Below are 18,103 nucleotides of genomic sequence, written 5' to 3'. Positions count from 1 at the left end.
TCGACGCGATCACCGGGTCCGGTTCCGGCCAGGACCGGGGTTGCATCGTCCGGTTCCGGCCAGGACCGGGGTTGCATCGACACCGACCACTCCATCCACGACCGGGAGGAGGGGGAAACCCGGCCGCGCACCGCATGATCCCGGACGCCAAAGACTCAGGTCACGAACCTACAACCGCGTGTCGCGAGTTAACCAGCAGGATCGTAGGGGGATGGCGTCGTCGAAGCGGCCCGCTTCTACGTAGGCACTGGCGAGGTTGTTGCGGCTGGTCAGCGTGTCCACCAACCAGGGGGAAGTGCCGGTTGCAGTTTGGGCTGCAATTCACTGGCGTCCCAGAGCGACCGGCTTGGACCGCCGAGGCGTGTTGGACCAGGCTGAACAGGATGGGACAATCAAGCTCGTAGCTGCTAATGCGGTTTGGTGCGTATAACGCTCCGCGCAGATGAACGCCCTCACGATCGCCCGTCTGTGGCTGGCCACCGTGGGCGGCTGGGGGCGATCGAAGGTCCAGGACTTCGTTCCTCTGCCCCGGCCCACCGGGCGCCGTGGCTGGCGTGCCCGTTGCGTGCCCGATGGGGCGGGGCAGCAGGGGGACCAATGGGGAGTCACGGGGAATGCCACCTGGGTGCTGAGCTGGGTCTTCGCTGATGAAGCAAGATCGACATGCGTCTTTGCAAGCAGGAAGTCAGGAGTTCGAATCTCCTAGGCTCCGCTCCTTCTACGGTACGTGACGGGTGGGCCGGGGCCCACCCGTTGGAGGGCTTCGCTTCGCTCAGACGCCCGCCGCCGTTGAGGTTCAGGGCGGTCGCCTCGTACGTCTCGGCTCCGCCGACGGGGAGTCGCTCCACCGTCACCGAGGTGTCGGCCGCCCTTTCGACGGCACGGAGCGTGGGCTTGCCCGACCCCGTGCTCCTGCTGTTGACCTTGGCGATGGCCGCATCCTTATAGCGGCTCATCAGGAAGAATCCGGACTTGCCCTTCGTGGCGGTGCTCGTGACGTCGGCCGTCACCGTTTTCTCCCCGGGTTGAAGACACCGTCTTGACGTACTGCTCCCCATCACCCAGGGTCCAGATGCAGCTCGGGGTCAATTCGACCGCTCCCGGCCAGCCTTCGGGATGTGAGAAGTAGTCCGCTGCGGTGGCCGGGCGCGCTCGGTAGTAGTCGAGCAGCCTCTGCTTGGCGAGGGTGTAGTCGCCCGCCTTGACCGCGCTCTCCACAGGCTTCAGACCCGGGAGCGTGTAATCCAGCCGTGGTCCGGTGGCCCAGGCGCTGTTACTCCACCTGCCGAAGAAGCCCGTGTCTGACAGCGCGGCCGCAGGGGAACCCGGCGCCAGGAACCCGGACACAAGAATCAGGACGGCCAGCCGCCGCCAGAAAGAAGTCACGCGCGCCAACTTTGGGGCATCGCGGTATGTCAAAAGGTATGGCTGGCCGCCCAGACCGAGGCATTAGCGAGGACAACTGCCAGCGGATCCACCGCAACGGCTCACAGGTCGCCCTGGCCACCGCGCGAATCGCGTCGGAAGAAGGCGCGAACCCCCTGCACTCACCGACAGAGGCCGAGAGCAGCTACCAGGCCGGCGAACTAGAAGTACGGTGCCCAGCCGGTTCCGATCGTCTGGCGGCTGCCGAAGGTGTTGTTGCCCTTGCCGTTCCACAGGTACAGCGTGCCGTTTACGGTTGCGGCGATGTCGGTGCGGCCGTCCTTGTTGACGTCGCCGAGGGACATCAGGGTGCGGGCGTACTGCCCCCAGCCCGGTCCGACTTGGATGGGCAGGGTGAAGTTGTCGGCGCCCCTGCCGTTCGCGACGTGCAGGTACCCAGTGTCCTTCTTGACCGCCATCAGGTCGCCGATGCCGTCACCGTTGAAGTCGCCGGCGATCGGCGTAGTGAAGGCCGTCCAGGTGCCGGGGACTCTGTGCGCCTTGCCGTCCTTGGAGCTCACGACGTAGATGACGCCGTCGCGGCTGGCCACGATGTCGGGGCGGCGGTCCTTGTTGACGTCGGGAAGGGCCGCCAAGGTGTCCGCGTACGGGCGGCCGTCGTACCCGAGCTTGAGCTGCCGGGGGCCGGCGAACGTATTGCCGCCCTTGCCTGTCCAGCCGTAGAGCTGCCCGTCGCTCTTCTTGACCGCAACCAGGTCGGTGATGCCATCGTGGCCGGCGTAGTCACCCGGGATCGGCCGGCCGTAGGCCGCCCAGCCGCCGCCGATCGTCTTCCGGGCGGAGAACGTGTTGTTCCCCTTGCCGTACCAGATGTTGAGCGTCCCGGTCTTGGTCGAGAAGATGTCGTGTACCCCGTCGCCGTTGAAGTCCGGTGTGGCCGTTCCCTTCGTGCCGGTTGCCGCCGTCGCGGTCGCCGGCCAGATTGCGGTTGACGCCGCCATCACGACGCCCACCCCGGCCATGAGCGCCAGCTTGCCGAATCGCATCCCCATCATTGAACTTCACGCCTTTTAGTTGATTTTGTTGACATTCCAGGACAGGGCAACAACCTATGAGACGGCGGTATGCCGGCGGTATGCGATCCGATCGGCAGCACACACCTTCGCTGAGCGCTTTTCATCCGGCCTTGCGGGTCTGAAGTATGAGGATCGCTTTGACCAGGTGACTTGCGCGAAGAGGGCGGGGTGGTCGGCTCGCCAAGGCGATCACCTCGCGCTGGGCGGCGGGCTGCTCGTGCGTGCGGAACTCGGCCTCGCGTGGGCCTTCGGGCTGGGCACGGACACCGGCACCCCGTTCTACTGGCTCAACCTGCTGCTCTACAGCCCGCTGTGCGTGGCGCTGAGGCTCGCGACCGATGCCGTGCTGATGCGGGCTTCCTCCTCGGGGTCGAAGCATGAGGTGGGAGCGGCGCGACGTGAAGCCGTACCACCTGGCTGAGGTGGATTGGTGTTCAGCACGTCCTTGCTGTACAGCAGCCTGGTACAGCAACGTCGACGTGCAACAGCACGCGTCGACAGCCTCCATCTGCCCACTCGACCAGGAGGAAGACCTGTCTGCGTTGTGACTGGCTCCTGTTTGCAAGCAGGAAGTCAGGAGTTCGAATCTCCTAGGCTCCACTCCAGTTCAAAGGCCACTTTCCATGATCAGGAAGTGGCCTTTCGATCTTGTACAAAGCAAGAGTCGGCACTACCCGGCTTTCATTTGCTCCGTCCGTCAGACGGCTGGGCGGGGGCAGCGTGCAGCTCGGAAGGGACAGGTCCAGCACTGAGCCGGGCGCTAGGCAGGCGGGCACGGCCGCGACCTGCTGACCGTAACGGGCGCCCTTGCGCACCGTCACCTGGCCAGCCGCGTCGACTTCACATGGGTTGTTCTCCGTGCAGCTCTTCCCGTCGTCGTTGCTCGTGTTGTGGAGCCCGACCACGGTTCGCCCGTCCGGGGCGATCAGCGGTGACCCCGAGGCGCCGTGCCCTGGTTCGCAGGCGCTGGTGTACCTCAGGGCGTTCTCCTGCACGTACCCGCCCTCACGCAGCCCCGGCACCACGGCCTTCACCGCGCAGCTCCAGCGGCGGCCCCAGTTGCCGGACAACAGGTCCACCCGGTCGCCGGCCGCGGCCGGGGTCGTGGTGAGGTCGAAGACCTTGGCGCCGGCGGCGGCCAGCTCCGCGTAGGTCCGGTCCAGGCGGTACAGGGCGACGTCGGTGCTGGTCATGGTGGCGTAGACCAGCCGGGTCGTCCTGGCCTCGACCTTGGGGTAGCCCTCGCGGTCGGTGATCGTGACCGGCTGGGCGGCCGGCTGATCGACCAGCGCCGACCCCGGCGCAGGGCGGGTGTCCTGGACGCAGTGGCCGTTGGTGAGGAGCAGGGCCGGATCCTTCGCCTGGGCGGTCACGGTGCGGACCACGGCGCCGGAACAGCCACCGAACTGCACTGCACCCTCTAGAGAGGGCATGTGCGGTTCCGGCGGAACTGCGATGCCCGTGACGATGTCCCGGATCCACTTCCGATACACCGACACGTCGCTGTACACGGTCGGTGTGTCGTCGCCGTTGCTGCCGCTGACCGCCCCGGCCAGCAGCCAGCTGCCACCGCGGCGGACCAGCGCCGGGCCACCGGAATCCATGTTGGTGGCCGAGATGCTTCCGTCCGGGCTGCCCACGCACAGCTCACGCGCCGCGGTGATACCGCTCACTTCACATTCCCGGTCCGGCTGCACCACGGTGTCGGCCTCGCGCAGGCGGTCCGGGTAGCACTTCGGCGCGTGCTGGTCACAGGTCACGCCCCAGCCGATGATCCGGGTTACGGTTTGGTCGGCCGGCGTGGCCGGCGCGATCCGCGCCGGCTTTGCCCGAACCGGGGTGCGCAGGTGCAGCAGCGCGAGATCCTTGCCGTAGACCTCGGTGGAGTACCGATAGAACTTGTCGACCTCGGCCAGTTCACCGCCAGAGGTCACGCTCAGGGAGCCGATGCGCACCCGCCAGCCCCGAGGGGTGCCGACCTGAGCCTGATTGGGCGTGCGGGCGCAGTGGCTCGCGGTGACCACCCACTGCGGCGCGATCAGTGTGACTCCGCAGACGTGGCCGTCCGCGCGCGGGGATTCGGCGCGCTGTAACGAGCCCGTGAACGAGTACGGCTGCACCGACTCGACGCCGCCGCGCAGGGCAAACGACGGAGTCGCGGTCGCCGCCAGCGCGGCCAGCACCATAGGAACGACGAGAAGGGAACGAAAACGCATAGAGAAGGCCGCCAGTGCGAGATGAGTACAAGGGAAGCGGAGTGTATTGGGCATGGTCGGCCACCCTGCGCGGTACAGGTGTCCATGCTGTCGCGGTCGCGTATCGGCCGCCGCTTGGACGCGTATGGGGTGTGTATCAGGGCCCAGCCGCGAATCGCCCAGCTTCAGAAGTCATTGGGTGTGACAGCCGCCACGATCGCGATGACCGCCGTAAACGGCGGACCGGCGCGCATTGATTCACGGCTGATACACAGCTGAGGCGTCGTGGAGGCCCGGCATCGACAACATGGACACGGCATCGCGCGGCGCGACCGATACATGCTTCCCGGTGCACCGATCGCCGGAGGGGCCGACGATGCCTTCGTACTCCCACAAAGAGAGTCCTTAATATTGTCTTTTATTAATTATCAACCGTATTCGGGGAGCAATGTCGGTTTCGGATGTCGGTAGCAGACCGTCGACCACTGTCACCGTGCTGCTCGTTGAGGACGACGAGGTGATCCGCAAGACGGTCCAGATGGCGCTGGAGCGCTACGGCTATCGCGTGAGCACGGCGGGCGACGGTCTGACCGGCCTCGAACTGTTCAGGGAGCAGCGGCACGACGTGCTGCTGCTGGACGTGATGCTGCCGGGGCTGGACGGCATCGGGCTGTGCCGGAAGATCAGGGAGTCCAGCATGGATCCGATCCTGATGATGTCCGCGCGTGGTGACGCCCTGGACGTGGTGTCGGGTCTGGAGGCGGGAGCCGATGACTACGTCGTCAAGCCGGTCGACACCTCCGTACTGGTGGCCAGGATCCGTTCCCTGCTGCGCCGAGCCTCCTTCGTCCCAGGCCCTGAGCGCACTCCTGAGCCCGCTCCCGGCGGTGGCACCGATTTGGTCTTCGGGGACCTGTCCATCGATCCACAAGGTCTGGAAGTACACCGGGCCGGTGAACCGGTCGCGCTGGCCCCCACCGAGTTGCGCTTGCTGCTGGAGTTCGCGGCGAATCCGGGGATCGTGCTGGACCGGCAGACACTGCTGCGCAACGTCTGGGACTACGGCTGGGACGGGGACAGCCGCGTCGTCGACCTGTGTGTGCAGCGGCTACGCAAGAAGATCGGCCCCGACCGTATCGAGACGGTCCGAGGCTTCGGCTACAAGCTGCGGCGCTGAGGTGGGACCCGCCATCGCCCGGACGGCACGTGGGCTGCTGAACTGGAGGTCGCTACGCTGGAAGATCGCCGCGCTGGTGGCCATGGCGTCCTGCTCGGTCGCGCTGGCCGTCGGGGTGCTGGTCCACCAGAGCACCTTTGAGCGTTCCATGAGCCTGGGCAGGGACCGGGGTTTCAGCGAACTGCTGGCCGCGGTGGACGACTACCGGCGCACAGGTACGGCGCCGGCTCATGCGGATCCCGCCGAGATTCCGCCCGTACTGCTCCAGCAGGCCAGGGGCACCGGGCAGTACATCACCTGGTACGACGACCGCCGGCCGGACATTCCCTGGATGTGGGCGGTGCAGTCAGTCGGTGGCCAGGCGCTGGCCGTGAAGATTGACATGGGGCCCGAGATACGCAGTCTGCGGGCCCTGGACCGGCACATCGTAATGGCCTCTCTGGCCGTGCTCGCCGTTGTCGTGCCCCTGGCCGCGTTGGCCGCAGAGTTGCCCAACCGGCGGCTGAGGAGGGTGGCCCGGACCGCGCGGCGTATCGCGGGAGGCGACCTGGATGCCCGGAGCATGGTGGGCGGCCGGGGCGGCGACGAGATCACCGATATCTCGGCCACCGTCGACTTGATGGCCGACAGTTTGCGGGACCGGCTGCTCAGTGAACAGCGCTTCACCGCCAATGTCGCCCATGAGCTGCGCACCCCGCTGATGGGCCTGGTCATCTCGGCCGAACTGCTCCCGGAGAGCGAGGCAACCGAGCTGGTCAGAGGTCGGGTACGGGTGCTGCGAACGCTGGTGGAGGACCTGCTGGAGATCTCCCGCCTCGACGCGGGTGTGGAGCGGGCCGATAGCGCTCTGGTGCCGCTGGGCCGGGTCGTCGAGGAGTCCGTAGGCCGGACGGGATTGGAGGTCCAGCTAACGGTGACTGGCGATCCAGTCGCCGACACCGATTCGCGCCGCCTCGACCGGATCATCGCCAACCTGGTCGCCAACGCCCACTACCACGGACGCTCTCCGGTCGAGGTCACCGTGAACGGCACGGCGATCGCCGTACGCGACCACGGCCCCGGATTCCCCGACGAGCTGCTGGCAGACGGACCACAGCGCTTCCGCACCGGTGCCGCCGAACGCGGCCAGGGTCACGGCCTGGGCCTGATCATCGCCCTTGGCCAGGCCCAGGTGATCGGCGCCGGGCTCGCCTTCGCCAACGCTCCGGACGGCGGCGCGATCGCCACGCTTCACCTGCGGGGCGATACAAGCTCCGGGGGCTGATACCTGTCTGATGCTCCCCACGAGACTGCTGAGAGCTGAGCGATCCGCGGCCGAGGGCTGACACACACCCGATACGTATCCAAGCGGTCGCGGATACGCCACCGCGGCAGCGCGGACACTCGCGCCGCTCATGGTGGCTGACGTGCGCTACCGCGGCGTACCGACCTCTCGGAGCGGAGCTTTCCATGTGCTCTGCCCACCCGCTCCGTCCGATCGCAGGGCGGCCATAGCCACGAAAGAAGACCATGCCGAGCACACTTCACCTCCCTCGTACTCGCGCCGCACTCGCGGCCTTCGCCTGCCTCGCGGGCCTGCTGGCCGGTTGCGGCAACGCCAACGAGTCGAGTGGCACAGCGAACAACTCGTCGGCTTCCGCGTCTAGTTCCGATTACGCCGGTACGGCCGACCAGAAGTACACCGAATGGGAGGTCAAGTTCCGGTCGTGCCTGAGCGACCAGGGCTTCGAGCTTCCGAAAGAGGCCGGAAAAATCGACTTCGGCGACCGGCAGGACGCGTACGAGGTAGCGAGGGACGCCTGTATCAAGAAGATCGGCAAGCCGCCGACGGCCTCTGACGATCAGCCCGCCATGTCCGATAAAGAAGCAAAGGAGAAGGAGCTCAAGACCCTCCAGTGCCTCCGCGACCACGGGTACAACGTCAAAGACCCCGCTCCCGGCCAAGCCGCACAGGTCGAGGTGCCTGATGGCGTCTCGCAGGACGGCTTGAAGGTGTGCTACGGCAAATGACGTCCGAGCATTCCTCCGGAAAGCCAGGAGACGCGCCGCGGGGGCACGGTGCGTCCTGCCGTCGCCTGGTGGAGCGCACCCGATTGGGCGCGGTCCGGCCGCCTGGCTATTTCTTCGGCGCCGTCGCCCTGGCGGACGGGTGTCTCGTCGTCGAGCCCGGTGGCACCATGGGGGGCTCGCCACCGGTCAGCCCTTTGGGCAAGAGGACGGCTTTGACGTCCTTCTTGACCAGCGGTCGATGGCGGGGTCGGTGTGGGAGGTGCCCAGCGTGAGGGAGACGACGAATTGCAGGTCCCGTTCCGGGAGCTGTAGGTACCTGGACGAGTGCGAAGTCCCTACGGATCAGATGCGGACGCTCCGTCGTGTGCTCAGCGCGACAGCGTACGAGGTGATCAGGCCGGGAATGGTGACCGCGGCCATTTGAGACCATGGCAACCAAGCGGGTAGATCGTGTCATAGGGAAGACAAGGGCTGGGACGCAGGTGCCAAGAGGCGGATCATGTCCAAGGTGGCGCGGGACCCGGACAGTCCGAGCGCCCGGCGAGACCTTGGCCGGATCGCTCAGTCGGGTGCCGATCGGGACGACCCGGCGAATGAAGAGGATCGCCGGCACCCGGAGGAGTATGAGGAGGACCGCTGATGAGGCGGGTTGCTGTACAGCAGAGAGGTACAGCAACAGGGCCGCACAGCGCCTCACTCTGACGCCCGCCGTCACACGCCTGAGCAGGGCGGATACCTCTACAACTGGTGACTGGCTCCCGTTTGCAAGCAGGAAGTCAGGAGTTCGAATCTCCTAGGCTCCACCAGGCAAAACACCCCGCCACTGATCTTGTGGCGGGGTGCTCGGGCCATTAACGGGCCATTAGCTATCAGCTGAGATCTTCCTCTCCGCCTCCACTCGTGCGCTGAGAGCGTTCGCGATGCGTTGATCAGCGTCCTTGGTTGCGTGCTGATAGATCATTGCGGCCCGATCGCTGTCGTGCCTCATCCGTGCCTTGAGATCGGCCAGGCTCGCCCCTGACTGCGCGGCCAGTGTGTTCCCCGTGTGGCGAAGATCGTGAAAGTGCAGCCCCGTGAGCCCCATCTCCTTGAGCGCATCTCCCCACTTCGTGGCACGCCGGAAGTTGCCTCCGCGCAGGAACCCGCCCTTCGTCCCGAGGAACACGAACGCGTCGTCTTCGTGCGAGACGTACCGGAGATGACCATCACGGGTTGCCAGTGCCGCCGGTATACCCAGATGAGCCGCCACCAGGCCAGCAGCCGCCAGCCGATCCAGCGGGCGAAACTAGCCTGGTCGAGGAAGCCCCAGACGACCGTTCCGGCGAGCATGGGCGTGATGAGGAGCAGTGCGACGCGCCACCCGTAGAGAGCGGACAGTACGCACGGGACGTTGGCGATCAGCACGGCGACTGGATGCCGCCACACTGTGCGGACCAGACTCGCAACGGCTCGCCACCCGAATATGACGAGCGTGACGATCGCGGGCGTCTTGAGGACGGTCGGTTTGAAGACCACTGCCGTATCAGGTGTGGTCGAGACGATGCGATGTGGCTCTTCGCCAGGCATCTTCTTGAACATTAGGCTGGAGCCCTTCCAAGCATTTGGAGTGTGTGGAAGACCGAGGGGCCGCCGGAAGTTGCCGCTTCCTGCGGCCCCGCTTGCGTGTCAGACCGCCGCATCAGGGACGGCGCCTTTGGCCGACTGTTCGGAGTGCAGCCGCTCGCAGTCGGCGAGGTAGCGAGCGGCAGCGTCGAAGAGTTGGCGGGCGTTGTGGAGGTCGGCGTCGGTGACGTGGCCGGCCCCGGTGGTCGAGATCGCCACGTCTGCCTCAGGGGAGCAGATCTCCAGGTACGGGCGCGGCTTGTTGAGCACGCCGGCGCGGATGCGCAGGTCGGCCGTGTGGAAGGAGACAGCGAGGTGAGGCGCGGAGTCCGGCTTCATCGAGAGCGTCACGTAGGTGTACGGCCCGAGTGTTCTCATGCTGCCGTCACCCCGCGCCGATGGATCCGTTCCACACACCGCGCGAAGTCCTGCGTCTGCTTGGCAAGCTGCCGAGCGAACTCCACCTCAGCCGCCGTGACCCGGTCCGACGCCGCCGTGGTGATCTGCACCTGGACCAGCCCGAACGCCAGCGCCAGGACCGGAGTTCGAAGCTGGTAGGCGTGGTTCTCGGCGACCGCGCCGGAACCGGTGTTGAGAGTGATCACGCCGGTCGGCCGAGTCTGCCCCCGCCGCCCCATCACGCCGCGTCCTTCGCTGAGCTGGGCTTGCCGACCGGCCGCGGAGCCCGCATCTCGCGAACCCGGATCGAGTAGGCGAGCCTGCCGTTGCCGTTCACGTACGGAGTGGCGGTCATCTGGTCGAACTCGACCGGCGTGAACGGCAGCCCGGGCATGGGCGCCGGCGGAACAGGCTGCATGGGGGAGAGGATCTTCACCGCGACCGTCTTCTGTGCGGCCTTGACCGTCGGGTCCGCGTCCATGACCGAGACCTGCCAGACCAGCTCACCGGCCAGCTTGTCCCGTGCCTGTACGAACCGCCCGTTGGTCGAGGCGTCGAAGTCCTTGACCGGCTCGACCTCCCGACGATGTAGCAGCAGCGGCGCCGGCCCTGGACCAGGATGCTTCCCTTCACTCGTAATGAAGGGGGCTGGGGTTCGAATCCCCAAGGCGGCTCCAGGTTTGACCAGAAAAAATGCCTGGTTCGAGATCAACTCGGACCGGGCGCTCTTGATCGAATGCGATGAGAGTGCGATCGATCTTGGTTTTCAGGCCTCCGCCGACACCAGATCGACCACGTCCGCGACGGCGGAAAACGGCGGTATCGGGTCCCGCCTTCCCTCCCGGAACGGCTTCAAAAGATCGTCGAGCATCGCCACTGGCGAGTGCAGAGCGAACCAGGCGCGCTCGGCGAGCGCCTGCTCCCATACCTGTTGAAGATCCTTCCTAAGCTGGGTGCGCCACTCCTTCGCGATGTGCGTGTACCGGTGACGCATATCGCCCCGCTTCATCCCCGGCGACGCGTGCCCGATCCGGTCATCCCGCAGCCGCACCGGCGTCCCCAGCCCATCCAGCAGCGTCGAGTGGCCGTGCCGCATCCCATGCGGCGTCAACCACTCCTTGACCGGCATCCACGACGCCAGCGGCCCATCGTCGGCCTGACGGTGCGGGCGCACGAACCGATCCAGGATCTCCTGGCGCGTCAAAGCCTCCGCCACCGCCCGGCTCAGCCCCTCCTCCACCGCGAACGCCACCAACTTCTCCTTCGACGACGCCGCGTTCACCCCCAACACGACCGGCCGCGGCTGGTAGCCGCGTCCGACCGGCCGCTCGTACGACTCGCCCGGCACGGCCCGCGGCCACGTCGGCACCGGCTCACCCGGCCACACCTCGTCGACGACGACCAGCACCGGCTTGCCATCAGCAGAGCGCTCGCCTTGCGGGCCCGCATAGCGGCCGTCCGCCGCCGGGTTGAAGAACCGCCGCGCATAGTTGGCGTCCTTGATGTGCGCCCCGTGCGGCCCCAGAAACACGAAAGCGCCGCCCTGGCATGGCTGCTCCGGCTGCCCCTCGATCCGCACCGGCTTGCACGGGCAGCGCTGATCCGGGTGTGCGGCGATCTGGCGGGCCAGCAGATCCTGAAGGAACGGCGGAATGTCGATGTCGCGATTGGAGTCGTCCTTGGGCGGCAGCATGTACCACGTCTTCCGAGAATCTGCAGTTGCCAGTCGACACGGACAGTGCCGAGCCTGACATAGTTCCGCTGCAGCCCGAGAGCCTCGCCCAACCGCATCCCTGTGAAGTCGAGCAGCACGCCGAGCACGAACTCGTCATCGCGCCCGGACAAGATCGCGAACCTCTCGGCGACGAGCAGCCCCTCAAGCGGGGTGCTCCACACCTTCTCATCCTCGGGCGGCCGAACACCGGAGCGGCGCCCCCGGTTGCGCTGACACAGAGCGGGGTTACTGTCGAGCAGGCCCTCCACGACAGCGTCGCCGAGCAGCGTGCACAGCGCGGTCCGAGCAACCGCCGGGACCCCGCCACGCTTGTAGCCGGCACCGATGAGGCGCTGCTCCCAGGCGTTCACCTCGCTGGCGGTGATGTCGGACAGCTGCCAGTGTCCCCACTCCGGCAGGACGTAGACGCGGAACTTGTACGCGTACGTGCCGCGGCTGTTGAGACCGACGTCGAGCCCTTGCCACCATCGGGCAAACCACTCCGCGACGGCACGGCGGCCGCCTCAAGGGCCGGGGCGGCTATGGGTGGCGTGGGGTCTGCATAGTCGCGAACGTCAGGCTTCGTCGTCGTCCCACAGGTCGTAGTCGCAGGGCTCACCGCGGGCCAGGCGCTCGGCGCGTATCTTGGGGTGCCGTTAAGATGCTCCGCGGCGCCCTGGCGGCCCTCCTGGAACGTTTCCCCACCCCACGCCTCGCCACCCCCGCACCGCGCCAACCCGCCCACCCTGTCACCCGGCCGCCGCGCCGAAATCCTGCCCGTCGTCTGGTGACCCGGCTCTCCAGCGGCAAGTGCCCGGTATATGCCCTCCGAATGCCCTGGCCCGTGCTGATTCGCGACAGGAAACATGAGCATGGAAACGCGCCATCGACATGAGGGCAGGAGATCCATGCGAAGATTACTCTCCGTTTTGGCAGTGGTCGCTGCGGTCACTCTCATCGCTCAGCCGATTCCCGCCGGAGGATCGGCGGCGAGCCATCGCAAGCCGCTGTCAGGGTGCGACAACATAGAGGACAAAGACGCGGCCATCCGCGATTTAGCCGAGTACGTGAACAGCAAATGGAAGCTCGGCATCAAGGCCCAGGACTACGAGACACAATCGTTCGAAGCCGGCTGCGTCATTCAACCCAAGGGCGCCGCGCCGGTAGATCTTCGATCCACCGGTGGGTCGCTGACGGTCAGCGTCATGGAGACCCCTCCCGCGAATTCCCCGGACGACGGCGCGACCATCCAGCAGGAGGCCACATGGCGTGAACCCACCTGCCGCGAGACCTTCGACTCCGCGGGTATCGGAAAGATGCGCGCCTGCGGGCAGTGGGGCCGAATGGACTACGAGGGGGCGACGCATATCAATTACGCCTTCAGAAGCTACGCGTCATGTGGTGCGAGAGAGGGCGGCCCCATCGCCACGTATGTCTCCGAGTGTTACGTGGAGACCGATCCCCTCACACCGACTTCCACGACTCTCGTCTGGAACGATTGGAGCCCGAAGTCGACAGCTGAATTCAACCCCTGCGGGAGTCTCGGTCTCAACCTGGGAGTGGGACCGGTCTCGGCCTCCTACACCGTCAATACCTGTGAGAAGCTTATTCCGGCCTGGGGGACGTACGCCCCCGACTTCAGGGTGACCTGGAAGGGCAAGTCGTACTTCGCCGAAGACGTGCGAGAGACGGCTGCGATGGTCGGCTTCTGGAGCCGCGGCACCGGATCTCCCAGCATCTACTACAGACATGGGTACACCGTCGCCGCCGGTCCTCCGACTCGCTGAACCGCCGACGGATCTTATCCCCACCGCCTGAAACTACGTCACCGCCCGCGCCGCTCACCCTGACGTACGCGCCGAACTCCACCGCCGCCTGACCAGGCTCATCGACGGAGCCCCGCTCACCTGGCAGGTGGCGGCATGGCCCAGACGGGGTAGGGGCAGCCCGACAGGCGGTTGACCGCTACGAGCAGGGCCATCAGGAACGCGAGCTGGGCGGGCGTCTCACTGTCCGGCCTGCTCTTCCGCCGTCCGGTGGCCGCGAGGGGAGGAGGCGCGGTGGCGGTAGACGACGTAGGGGTGCCGTGTCGGGTCGGACCGGGGCGCCCTGCCGTGATTACTCCCAGTAGATCGGCCGAGAGGGTCCATCAGGTAGCTGATGCCGATTTCGTGCGCGGGGACAGCACGGTGGCCAGATGGTCGTGCAGGCGGCATGGCGGAACTGGTAGACCGGTCCGACCGCACGCAGCAGGCCCAGCCGGTGGGCGTCGTCGAGTAACGGCAACCGTGGTCGCACGCGGATGCCGTACAGCAGCCGAGTACAGCAACGCGGATGCACACGAGCACATGCCATCAGTCACCATCTGCGGCTTGACCAGGGCGAAGACTGCTCGACGGTGTGACTGGCTCCCGTTTGCAAGCAGGAAGTCGGGAGTTCGAATCTCCTAGGCTCCACACATACGAAAGCCCAGGTCAACAGCCTGGGCTTTCGATCTTTGTGGGGCCGGGTCTTCGGGTCGTGCCCGTTACGTTCTCGATGGCTTCTTGGTGATCGCACCACGGGCGAGGGCGTCAAGCCTGCGCGCCACTTCGCGCAACGTGGATGGAGTAGGCGTCGCGTCTGCCGCCGCGGGACCTTCGGAGGTCCCGAAACGGGGCAGCTGCCTGTCACAGGAAACCCTTGGCACCCTCCCAAACAGTGAATTTATTCCAGCCTCGTGTTGAGGCTTGCTGGTCACAGCGTGATCGAGAGCGTGTTGTCTGAGAAGATCGCTTTGCGCAGGCCATGCAGCCAACGACAGCCCCTTCTGGCCATCACTGCCGCGCCTGTTTGGGTTGCCGGGGCGAACAACGACGCGCGGGCCGCCTCGCCGTACCGTTCACTTCCCGGAAACCGACACTCGGGCCGTCAGCGGCATCTCGCCGGAGCTCTGCCCACACTCACCGATACAGAATCGACATACATCCGTTACTGACTCGCCATGATTTACTAGCGATCATTTTCCGACGGGGGGTGCCTGAAGTGACTGGAAGAGCACGGAGTGTAGATGATGCACCGCCCAACGCCTCCGGCCCGACCGGTTCCCTGGCCATCAAGTGGATCGTCATTCCGCCGAGCGCCACGAACCTTCCTTGTGGAGGACTCCGTGGAAGCTCGTGGACAGCATGGTCGCGCGCATTTGAGGCCTCCGATGGATGTGTTGCCCACGCCTCATAAAGGCCAACGCACGGCCCATTGCTGAGTCATTCCACCCAGCAACACCGTCGCCATTCTGCAGAAGGCTCGGGCAGTCCCTGTTCAGGATCAGGAATGCTGATCCGAATTTCCCATTAAAGATGTGATGAAACATGGTCAGACGCAAATCAATGAACCTGAAATTCGACGTTGTGGCGGAGTCACGGACAGCATCGGCGGGCGCATGTTGAACCGGCGTGGCATTCTCGCCGGACTCGCCGCTTCCCCCTTCATCGTGGCTCTGGGCGCTCCCGCCGGCACCGCTTCAGCCGCCACTCGCGCCCGATCGTCGGGCGCAGGCACAGCTGCCGAAACGATTGTGCGCGGCGGCGCGCGGCGGTGGCACGGCCCATTTCTCAGCCCCGGTGCCCGACTGCTGCTGCCGAGGGGGGTCAAAGCCACTCCCGTCGAGTACTACTTCACCAGTCCACAACTCGCGCGAACGGCGTATGCCTGGCCCCGAATGCCGGCCCTGGATGGCACGATGGTCGACGCGTCGATCATTCCAGACCATGGAGCACCGTCGCGTGTCGCGGTCCTCAGCGGCTTTGACGACGGCTGGTACGAGCTCATCAGTCGGGAAGGGAAGGCCACTCGCGTGACGTGGGATCACAGCGAGCTCCCCTACCTGCTGTTCGTCGGCGAGTTTGGCGCCACCAAGGATGTCGGCTTTATGGGCAAGTTCTTCACTCTTGCTCTCGAACCGTTCTCCCGCAACCCCGTCTTCCCGCATTCTCCCATCGCTAGAGGAGCCGCATAATGTCTCACCACACCGACATCCCGGAGTCGCAGCGGGATATCACTGATGTCTATTGCTTCGCCGGCGACAATGGCACAGTGTTCGTGATCAACGTCTCGCCGCTGCAGAGCTCGGGATTCGATCCTGAAGTTTATTATGAGTTCAAGGTCGACACGAGCAGTCCGCTTGATTACCTCGAAGACATCACCTGGCGCGTTACTTTTCCGGGCGGCGACGCTGTAAAGGTTGAACAGCTCACCGGTCCCAATGCCCGTGACCGCGATGCCACGGGCAAGGTCATTACACCGGCCGAAGCGAGGCTGGGGCAGGTTGTCACCTGCACGAACGGAATCAAGCTCTTCGCCGGCGAGCGCGGTGAGCCGTTCTTCAACGACCCGCGTTTCACTGTGGCGACGCGGGCCGCGTTGTCAACAGGCACGAGTCCCAGTTACACCGCGCTTTATCCCGCCCAGAACGCCTTCCAAAACACCAACGTCAGCGCGATCGTCCTTGAGGTGCCCAGCTCGATCACCGGCTCGGGAACCATTGGATACTGGGGAAACACCTCGGTCAAGGAGCATGGCGTATGGCATCAACTTCAGCACGCCGCAGGCCCCCTCGTCGGCTTCATATGGGACTTCTCCGGCGGCTCCGCCGGCATGGACTTTAACGCCAGTCATCCCAAGGACCACCTGAACGGCAGGCCCAAGAACCCTGGCAGCGATCCCGCCTCAGGGTTCTGGGGTCAGGTACGGGACGCCACGGCCGCCGTCGTCGCGGCACGGAAGACCTTCGACGATCCACCGCACGGCAAGGCCACCCCGAAGGCGTACGGCGCGTACGTCGCGGACACGCTCCTGCCCGACGTCTTGCGCTTCAAGGTAGGCACCTCCGCGCTCTGGGACCCCTGGAACAAAGAGATTCAGAACGGTAAGGGCCTCACCGAATGCGCCCCGGATTCCATGTATGACCTGGTGCTGAACGAAGAACTCACCATGGGGTTGACCTATAAGGACGCAACCGGCATCCTGCTCGACCACTTCCCGTATCTCAGCCGCCCGGTCACCGGCGGGTGATGCGGTCCTGAGCTGGGCGCTTTCTGTCCTCCAGAGTGGATTCTGAAGGGCCACCATCAGCAGGAAGAAGCTCCTGACCAGCGCAAACGCGAGGGTCAGGAGCCTTCTTCTTTCATGGTCGCCGACACCACCATGGCAGACGGTTCTCATCTGTCGGACTGCTGTATGCGCTGCTGCCCCCTGGTCTGGTCAAGACGTATGCCTGGCGCCAATGATCCGGATGACGTCACGTTGGCCGTCGACGACGCCGACACACCTCACCTGTACGCGGGCATGGCCGGGTTTCTGCCCGGACCGGCGCTCGCGCACCGGCTATGGGGCGGAGAGGCGATGACTGTCATCCAGGTACACGCCCTTGTACAGGCGGCCGATCGGAACATGCGAAAGGCCGTGGCGCTGGCGGAGATCCAGCAGGACTTGGCGGGCCGTCAACCCAGCTGTACAACGCGCGGTCCAGCAAGGGGCCGCTGTGAGCGCCCCTGGCCCGTCGGTTGCAAATGCGGCAGGCGGCGGCCGAGGGTCCAAGCCCCGGACGCGACCTCACGGGTGAGGAGCAGGCGCGGCGGCGAACCACACCCTGTGCCCGTCGCCGCGCCCTCATACGCCCGGCAGCCTTCCGCGGCCTCTGCCGGCGGGTCCTGCCCTTCCGGGCGGGCAGGGCCAACACTTTCCCTTGAACGTCCGGCGAGCGCAGCTGCCGGACAGGGCCGGGCTCGCGCCCGCGAGTGCGCAAGACGTCCTGCCGCTGTGAATACGAACTCTGCAGCGAGGGCGGTCAGTACTTCGTCCTTCGCCAGACCGCCGGCGGCGGGTACGAAGAGACCGCCAGGGGCTTGTACCCTCACGCCGCGAAGGGGTTCGCCGAACTCGCCTCGCAACGGGCGCCGCATCAAGCCGCTCCGCGAAGCCGACGACCAGACACCCGACAAGGAGATCATCTGTGAATGACGAGACCCTCGACCAGGCACAGGCCGCTGAGCTGAGGGACAAGTCCGCAGACGAGCTCATCGCGGCCGGGCACATCAGGTCGGCCCCGGTCGAGGCAGCGTTCCGCACGGTGCCCCGGCATGCGTTCGTGCCGGCCGACACGCCGCTGGAAATCACCTATCAAGCCGGCGATCAGTCCACCGGGGCGGCGGGCGATGTGCCAGGCCAGTGTGCGGCGGAACCGGATGAGAGATCGCGCCGTGGGGGTCTGTGGGGATTGTCTGCCCTGCCGGCAGGGCCCTGGCCTTGGCCTCGCGGTTGATTCAGGTCACGAAGTCTCTGATCCGCCTGTTCAATCCGTTGTTCTTCAGGGCTCCGGGAAGTTGACGGGCGGCCCGGAAGATCACAGACTCAGTAATGCCATCGATCTTCGCCTGCTTGAGCATGGGCACGCCTGTCACCCGCTCGAACACCTGTACCGACAGCTCGCGGCCGAAACCCCTTGTGTCGATGAACGGATGGTCGATGTCCTACGGCGCGATAATCATCCCCGACGGCAGAGTTC

The 18,103-nt window shown here is 65.9% G+C and carries 18 protein-coding genes; 9 read left to right on the top strand and 9 right to left on the bottom strand.

The window, feature by feature from the left end; all coding sequences use genetic code 11:
• Nucleotides 1-942: 942 nt before the first annotated feature.
• Together ABN273_RS28810 and ABN273_RS28805 are read right to left on the bottom strand one after the other, a co-directional pair.
• Nucleotides 943-1,386, bottom strand: coding sequence for a heparinase II/III family protein (locus ABN273_RS28810; protein ID WP_349452160.1), 444 nt, complete (start codon nt 1,384-1,386; stop codon nt 943-945).
• Nucleotides 1,387-1,586: 200 nt separating this feature from the next.
• Nucleotides 1,587-2,432 carry an FG-GAP repeat domain-containing protein gene (locus ABN273_RS28805; RefSeq protein ID WP_349452159.1) on the bottom strand — a complete coding sequence of 282 codons (846 nt, stop codon included), beginning with the start codon at nt 2,430-2,432 and terminating at the stop codon, nt 1,587-1,589.
• Nucleotides 2,433-2,607: 175 nt separating this feature from the next.
• Here ABN273_RS28805 and ABN273_RS28800 point away from each other — a divergent pair, with 175 nt between their 5' ends.
• Nucleotides 2,608-2,883 carry a hypothetical protein gene (locus tag ABN273_RS28800; RefSeq protein ID WP_349452158.1) on the top strand — a complete coding sequence of 92 codons (276 nt, stop codon included), beginning with the start codon at nt 2,608-2,610 and terminating at the stop codon, nt 2,881-2,883.
• A gap of 169 nt (nt 2,884-3,052) precedes the next feature.
• On the opposite strand, the gene ABN273_RS28795 is transcribed toward ABN273_RS28800, so the two are convergent.
• Nucleotides 3,053-4,648 (bottom strand): trypsin-like serine protease, encoded by a 1,596-nt coding sequence (locus ABN273_RS28795; protein ID WP_349452157.1) that lies wholly within the window; start codon nt 4,646-4,648, stop codon nt 3,053-3,055.
• Nucleotides 4,649-5,105: 457 nt separating this feature from the next.
• On the opposite strand from ABN273_RS28795, the gene cseB reads away from it, so the two are divergent.
• The 3 genes from cseB to ABN273_RS28780 all read left to right on the top strand — a co-directional run bounded on the left by cseB (nt 5,106) and on the right by ABN273_RS28780 (nt 7,844).
• A complete protein-coding gene (gene cseB / locus ABN273_RS28790; protein ID WP_349452156.1) occupies nt 5,106-5,834 on the top strand; it encodes a two-component system response regulator CseB in 729 nt (242 codons plus the stop codon).
• A gap of 1 nt (nt 5,835) precedes the next feature.
• On the top strand, nt 5,836-7,098 hold the full coding sequence (locus ABN273_RS28785) for an ATP-binding protein (RefSeq protein WP_349452155.1): 1,263 nt from the start codon (nt 5,836-5,838) through the stop codon (nt 7,096-7,098).
• Between the two features lie 245 nt (nt 7,099-7,343).
• On the top strand, nt 7,344-7,844 hold the full coding sequence (locus ABN273_RS28780; protein ID WP_349452154.1) for a hypothetical protein: 501 nt from the start codon (nt 7,344-7,346) through the stop codon (nt 7,842-7,844).
• 862 nt (nt 7,845-8,706) lie between these two features.
• Here the strand turns inward: ABN273_RS28780 and ABN273_RS28775 are convergent.
• The 5 genes from ABN273_RS28775 to ABN273_RS28755 all read right to left on the bottom strand — a co-directional run bounded on the left by ABN273_RS28775 (nt 8,707) and on the right by ABN273_RS28755 (nt 11,538).
• Nucleotides 8,707-9,093 carry a tyrosine-type recombinase/integrase gene (locus tag ABN273_RS28775; RefSeq protein ID WP_349452153.1) on the bottom strand — a complete coding sequence of 129 codons (387 nt, stop codon included), beginning with the start codon at nt 9,091-9,093 and terminating at the stop codon, nt 8,707-8,709.
• Nucleotides 9,094-9,509: 416 nt separating this feature from the next.
• Nucleotides 9,510-9,824: a hypothetical protein gene (locus tag ABN273_RS28770; RefSeq protein ID WP_349452152.1), complete on the bottom strand. Its 315-nt coding sequence runs from the start codon at nt 9,822-9,824 to the stop codon at nt 9,510-9,512.
• Nucleotides 9,821-10,087 carry a hypothetical protein gene (locus ABN273_RS28765; RefSeq protein ID WP_349452151.1) on the bottom strand — a complete coding sequence of 89 codons (267 nt, stop codon included), beginning with the start codon at nt 10,085-10,087 and terminating at the stop codon, nt 9,821-9,823. The genes ABN273_RS28770 and ABN273_RS28765 overlap by 4 nt, the downstream gene beginning before the upstream one ends.
• Nucleotides 10,084-10,512 (bottom strand): plasmid replication, integration and excision activator, encoded by a 429-nt coding sequence (locus tag ABN273_RS28760; protein ID WP_349452150.1) that lies wholly within the window; start codon nt 10,510-10,512, stop codon nt 10,084-10,086. Before ABN273_RS28760 ends, ABN273_RS28765 begins: the two co-directional genes overlap by 4 nt.
• A gap of 99 nt (nt 10,513-10,611) precedes the next feature.
• A complete protein-coding gene (locus ABN273_RS28755) occupies nt 10,612-11,538 on the bottom strand; it encodes a site-specific integrase (protein WP_349452149.1) in 927 nt (308 codons plus the stop codon).
• 26 nt (nt 11,539-11,564) lie between these two features.
• On the opposite strand from ABN273_RS28755, the gene ABN273_RS28750 reads away from it, so the two are divergent.
• The 5 genes from ABN273_RS28750 (at nt 11,565) to ABN273_RS28730 (ending at nt 17,860) form a co-directional block, all read left to right on the top strand.
• Nucleotides 11,565-12,125 carry a hypothetical protein gene (locus tag ABN273_RS28750; protein ID WP_349452148.1) on the top strand — a complete coding sequence of 187 codons (561 nt, stop codon included), beginning with the start codon at nt 11,565-11,567 and terminating at the stop codon, nt 12,123-12,125.
• A gap of 342 nt (nt 12,126-12,467) precedes the next feature.
• Nucleotides 12,468-13,346 (top strand): hypothetical protein, encoded by an 879-nt coding sequence (locus ABN273_RS28745; RefSeq protein ID WP_349452147.1) that lies wholly within the window; start codon nt 12,468-12,470, stop codon nt 13,344-13,346.
• 1,553 nt (nt 13,347-14,899) lie between these two features.
• On the top strand, nt 14,900-15,556 hold the full coding sequence (locus tag ABN273_RS28740; RefSeq protein ID WP_349452146.1) for a hypothetical protein: 657 nt from the start codon (nt 14,900-14,902) through the stop codon (nt 15,554-15,556).
• Nucleotides 15,556-16,611 carry a DUF4331 family protein gene (locus ABN273_RS28735; RefSeq protein ID WP_349452145.1) on the top strand — a complete coding sequence of 352 codons (1,056 nt, stop codon included), beginning with the start codon at nt 15,556-15,558 and terminating at the stop codon, nt 16,609-16,611. Before ABN273_RS28740 ends, ABN273_RS28735 begins: the two co-directional genes overlap by 1 nt.
• Before the next feature lie 940 nt (nt 16,612-17,551).
• Nucleotides 17,552-17,860 carry a hypothetical protein gene (locus tag ABN273_RS28730; RefSeq protein ID WP_349452144.1) on the top strand — a complete coding sequence of 103 codons (309 nt, stop codon included), beginning with the start codon at nt 17,552-17,554 and terminating at the stop codon, nt 17,858-17,860.
• A gap of 1 nt (nt 17,861) precedes the next feature.
• On the opposite strand, the gene ABN273_RS28725 is transcribed toward ABN273_RS28730, so the two are convergent.
• Nucleotides 17,862-18,011, bottom strand: a complete 150-nt coding sequence (locus ABN273_RS28725; protein ID WP_349452143.1) for a hypothetical protein — start codon at nt 18,009-18,011, stop codon at nt 17,862-17,864.
• Nucleotides 18,012-18,103: the final 92 nt, after the last annotated feature.

The sequence above is a fragment of the Nonomuraea sp. B19D2 genome, assembly GCF_040137845.1.
Lineage (GTDB): Bacteria > Actinomycetota > Actinomycetes > Streptosporangiales > Streptosporangiaceae > Nonomuraea.
This window is presented reverse-complemented; position numbering and strand designations above follow the sequence as displayed.